The sequence below is a fragment of the Phaeovulum sp. genome (assembly GCF_041596715.1).
Taxonomy (GTDB): Bacteria; Pseudomonadota; Alphaproteobacteria; order Rhodobacterales; family Rhodobacteraceae; genus UBA6213.
This window is the reverse complement of sequence record NZ_JBFHIA010000268.1, coordinates 1-3774: the sequence shown is the minus strand read 5'-3', so window position 1 is coordinate 3774 and position 3774 is coordinate 1. Positions and strand designations below refer to the sequence as shown.

At 67.1% G+C, this 3774-nt stretch carries 5 protein-coding genes and 1 pseudogene; 5 read left to right on the top strand and 1 reads right to left on the bottom strand.

Going from position 1 to position 3774, the window contains the following annotated elements; translation table 11 throughout:
• From ABY403_RS14360 to ABY403_RS14340, 5 genes are all read left to right on the top strand, one after another.
• Positions 1 to 841 (top strand): SPOR domain-containing protein (locus tag ABY403_RS14360; protein WP_372841507.1); only part of this gene is annotated, 841 nt, incomplete at its 5' end.
• Positions 841 to 1842 (top strand): glycoside hydrolase family 3 N-terminal domain-containing protein, encoded by a 1002-nt coding sequence (locus ABY403_RS14355; protein WP_372841506.1) that lies wholly within the window; start codon positions 841 to 843, stop codon positions 1840 to 1842. The genes ABY403_RS14360 and ABY403_RS14355, both read left to right, overlap by 1 nt.
• On the top strand, positions 1835 to 2617 hold the full coding sequence (locus ABY403_RS14350) for a ScpA family protein (protein WP_372841505.1): 783 nt from the start codon (positions 1835 to 1837) through the stop codon (positions 2615 to 2617). Before ABY403_RS14355 ends, ABY403_RS14350 begins: the two co-directional genes overlap by 8 nt.
• Positions 2614 to 3261, top strand: coding sequence for an SMC-Scp complex subunit ScpB (scpB, locus tag ABY403_RS14345; RefSeq protein ID WP_372841504.1), 648 nt, complete (start codon positions 2614 to 2616; stop codon positions 3259 to 3261). The genes ABY403_RS14350 and scpB overlap by 4 nt, the downstream gene beginning before the upstream one ends.
• Entirely contained in the window at positions 3251 to 3463 is a 213-nt protein-coding gene (locus tag ABY403_RS14340) for a hypothetical protein (protein WP_372841503.1), read from the top strand. The genes scpB and ABY403_RS14340 overlap by 11 nt, the downstream gene beginning before the upstream one ends.
• Before the next feature lie 58 nt (positions 3464 to 3521).
• Here the strand turns inward: ABY403_RS14340 and ABY403_RS14335 are convergent.
• Positions 3522 to 3774 (bottom strand): annotated as a pseudogene (locus ABY403_RS14335) (2'-deoxycytidine 5'-triphosphate deaminase); the annotation flags it as partial.

Below are 3774 nucleotides of genomic sequence, written 5' to 3'. Positions count from 1 at the left end.
CGATGTGGCCGGTGTGCCGGTCTTGCGCGCACTTGATGGCCCGGCGCGGATTGCACCGGCTGATCCGGGGGGCGAGCTTGCGCGCCATATCGGCCTGTCGGTCACCGCGGTGGCCGCAGGGGGCACTGCGCCTGCGGCACCGGATACGGTGCGGCTCGCCCCGCGCCCGATCGAGCTTGATGCGGGGGATGCGCCGATGGCGGCGCTGGCACCGCTGCCAGAGGTCGATCTGCCCGCCGAGCCTGTCTTGCCTACCGCGACACCTGCCACCGCAGCGCCTTTCCCCGAACCGCATTTCGATCTGGCCGCGGCCCCGACCGCGCAGGCCCATGCCGAGCCCGAGGCGCTTGGCAGCGAGACCGATGCGCTGACGCTCGCGCTGGCGGAAGCGATGGCCTATGAAGCGGCGCTGACCCCGGTGGCCTACGCCGTGCCAGTTCCGCAAGGCAGCGCCGTTGCAGCCAGCGTGCGCGCCGATCTGGTCCCCACGTCGGTGCCCGGTGTGGTGCGCTCTCCGCGCCCGTTGGCGCGCCCGGCGCGGGCAAGCATCGCGCCAGTGGTGCTCGACCTTGCGCCCGAGGCCTTGGTGGCTGGCATGCGGCTGGTGCAGCTTGGTGCCTTTCCGACGCCCGAGCAGGCGCGCAGCGAATGGGATAAGGTCGCGGCGCGGTTCGAGGCGTTGATGGCGGGCAAGCAGCGCGTGATACAAGAAGCCGCCAGCGGCGGGCGGGTGTTTTACCGGCTGCGCGTTGCAGGCTTTGCCGATGCCGACGAGGCGCGCCAGTTCTGCGCTGCCCTTGATGCCGAGCAAACCAACTGCGTTCCCGCGCAGGTATTCTGATGCAATCCGCCGCCATTCTTGGCTGCGCCGGGCCGCGGCTTGGGGCGGATGAGGCCGCATTATTTCGTGACGCCGACCCATGGGGTTTCATTCTTTTCACCCGCAATGTCGAAGACCCGTGGCAACTTGCGCGGCTGGTGGGGGACTTGCGTGCTTCGGTCGGGCGGATGGCCCCGGTTCTGATCGATCAGGAAGGGGGGCGCGTGGTGCGCCTGCGCCCGCCGCATTGGCGCGCGTGGCTTGATCCGCTGGAACAGGCGGTGCGCGCGGGGGCAAATGCGCCGCGCAGTTTCTGGCTGCGCTATCGGCTGATCGCGGCGGAACTTGCGGCTTTGGGGATTGATGTGAACTGCGCGCCCACCGCCGATATCGCGGGGCCGCGCACGCATCCGTTCCTGCGGTCCCGCTGCATGGGTGGGACGGCGCGCGAGGTGGCGGCCAATGCCCGCGCCGCTGCCGAGGGGCTTTTGGCGGGGGGGGTATTGCCGGTCATCAAGCATCTGCCCGGCCATGGCCGCGCCGAGGCCGACAGCCATCTGGCGCTGCCGGAAGTGGCAGTGGATGCCGAGACGCTTTCGGCCGAAGATTTTGCACCCTTTCGCGCCCTTGCCGACCTGCCGCTGGCAATGAGCGCGCATATACGCTACGCCGCGCTCGATACCGCGCCTGCCACGCTTTCGCCCAAGATCATCGGGCTGATCCGTGCAGACATCGGCTTTCAGGGAATGTTGCTTAGCGACGATATCTCGATGCAGGCGCTTTCCGGCACGCTTGGCGCGCGTGCGGGGGCGGCAATTGCGGCGGGTTGCGATGCCGTGCTGCATTGCAACGGCAAATTGCCCGAAATGGTCGAGGTGGTTGCCGCCGCGGGGGCGCTATTGCCCGAGGCAAGCGCGCGCGCATCGGCCGCACTTGCACGCCGCATGCCCCCTGATGCCATTGACAGCCGCGCGCTTGCGGCCGAACTTGAGGCATTGTTGCAAGGCCCGCCCGATGCATGATGCCAATCTTGAGCCAGACCCTACCAGCGTTGCCGACAGGCTTGCGGCCGAGGCGCTGATTGTCGATGTCGATGGCTTTGAAGGGCCGCTCGATCTTTTGCTGGCGCTGTCGCGCAGCCAGCGGGTCGATCTGCGGCGGATCTCGGTGCTGGCGCTGGCCGAGCAATATCTGGCCTTTGTCGATCAGGCCAAGGCGCTGCGGCTTGAACTTGCGGCGGATTATCTGGTGATGGCGGCGTGGCTTGCCTTTCTCAAGTCTCGCTTGTTGCTGCCCCCCGATCCCACCGATGCCGGACCGAGCGCCGAGGATATGGCGGCGCATCTGGCATTTCAGCTACAGCGGCTGGCGGCAATGCGCGAAGCGGCGGCGCGGCTGATGGCGCGCGCGCGGCTGGGGCAGGATTTCTTTGCGCGTGGCGAGGTAGAGGCCCCCGCGCTTTTGCGCCGCGTGCAGTATACCGCGACGCTGCTTGATCTGATGCAGGCCTACGCGCGCATCCGCACGCGCGACGAGTTTCGCCCCTTTGCCTTCAACCGTCAGGATATTTGGACCATGGAGCAGGCGCTTGACCGGTTGCGCGGCATGATCGGCTTTGCCGGTGAGTGGACCGATCTGGCGAGCTTTCTGCCCGATGGCTGGTCTGGCGATGCAGCCCGTCGCCGCTCGGCAACAGCCGCGACATTCGCCGCCGCGTTGGAACTTGCCCGGACCGGCCAGTGCGAGTTGCGCCAATCCGAAACCTTTGCCCCCCTTTCGATCAGGCGCAAGTCATGACCGCTTCCCCCTCGCTTTTCGCCGCACCGCCGCTGGCCGAACAGGAACGTATGCTGGAGGCGATGCTGTTTGCCTCGGCAGAGCCACTGGCGCTGGCCGCGATGCAGGCGCGTATGCCTGAGGGCTGCGATGCTGCCGCGGCGATGGAGCTTTTGCGGCGGCGCTACGAGGGGCGCGGCGTTGTCTTGGTGCAGGTGGCGGGGGCTTGGGCTTTTCGCACCGCGCCCGATCTTGGCTTTCTCATGCAGCGCGAAACCATCGAGACGCGCAAACTTAGCCGCGCCGCAATCGAGACGCTGGCGATCATCGCTTATCACCAGCCCGTCACTCGCGCCGAGATCGAGGAAATCCGCGGCGTTGCGGCAAGCCGTGGCACGTTGGAGCAGTTGCTGGAACTTGACTGGGTGCGTTTGGGGCGGCGGCGGATGACGCCGGGGCGGCCTGTGACCTTTGTGGTCACGCAAGGATTTCTAGACCATTTCGGCCTTGAAAGCCCGCGCGATCTGCCGGGCCTGCAAGAGCTGCGCGCGGCGGGTCTGCTCGAATCCAGCCCCGCGCCCGATCCGCAAGAGGCCGAACCCAACCAAGGCGATGACGACGAAGACCAGAGCGACATGTTCGAGGAGGAAGATGATGGCGATTGACCAGATATTGAACACGGTGATGCGCCTGTTCGGGCGTCGCCTGATCAACCTTGGCATCAACAAGGGCGTCGATGTAGCCGCCCGGCGCGGCAAGCCCGAAGCCGAAATGACCGAGGACGAGCGCGCCCAGGCCCGCGCCGCGCGCCAAGCCGCAAAGCGTGCGCGTCAGGCGGTGCGCCTTGGTCGGCGGCTGGGCAAGTAAGCATAAGTCGAGGCGAGGCTGCTGCCCCGTTCTGCGCGCCGCTTAAAGGCCCCGTGCGTCAGCCTGCGCGGAAGTTCTTGGCGAGCTTCAGGCCTTGGCCCTGATAGTTAGAGGCTATGCCCGCGCCGTAAAGCCGTTCGGGCGCTTCGGCCATGCGTTCATAGACCAGGCGCCCCACCACTTGGCGGTGTTCAAGCACGAAGGGCGCTTCGTGGCAGCGCACCTCTAGCACGCCGCGCGAACCTGCCCCACCCGCGGCACCGTGGCCGAAACCGGGGTCAAAAAACCCCGCGTAATGCACCCGAAACTCG

Bases quoted from the DNA above. Each gene is read 5' to 3' on its own strand.
- ABY403_RS14355 (WP_372841506.1), top strand. From the start codon at position 841: ATGCAATCCGCCGCCATTCTTGGCTGCGCCGGGCCGCGGCTTGGGGCG.
- ABY403_RS14350 (WP_372841505.1), top strand. From the start codon at position 1,835: ATGCATGATGCCAATCTTGAGCCAGACCCTACCAGCGTTGCCGACAGG.
- scpB (WP_372841504.1), top strand. From the start codon at position 2,614: ATGACCGCTTCCCCCTCGCTTTTCGCCGCACCGCCGCTGGCCGAACAG.
- ABY403_RS14340 (WP_372841503.1), top strand. From the start codon at position 3,251: ATGGCGATTGACCAGATATTGAACACGGTGATGCGCCTGTTCGGGCGT.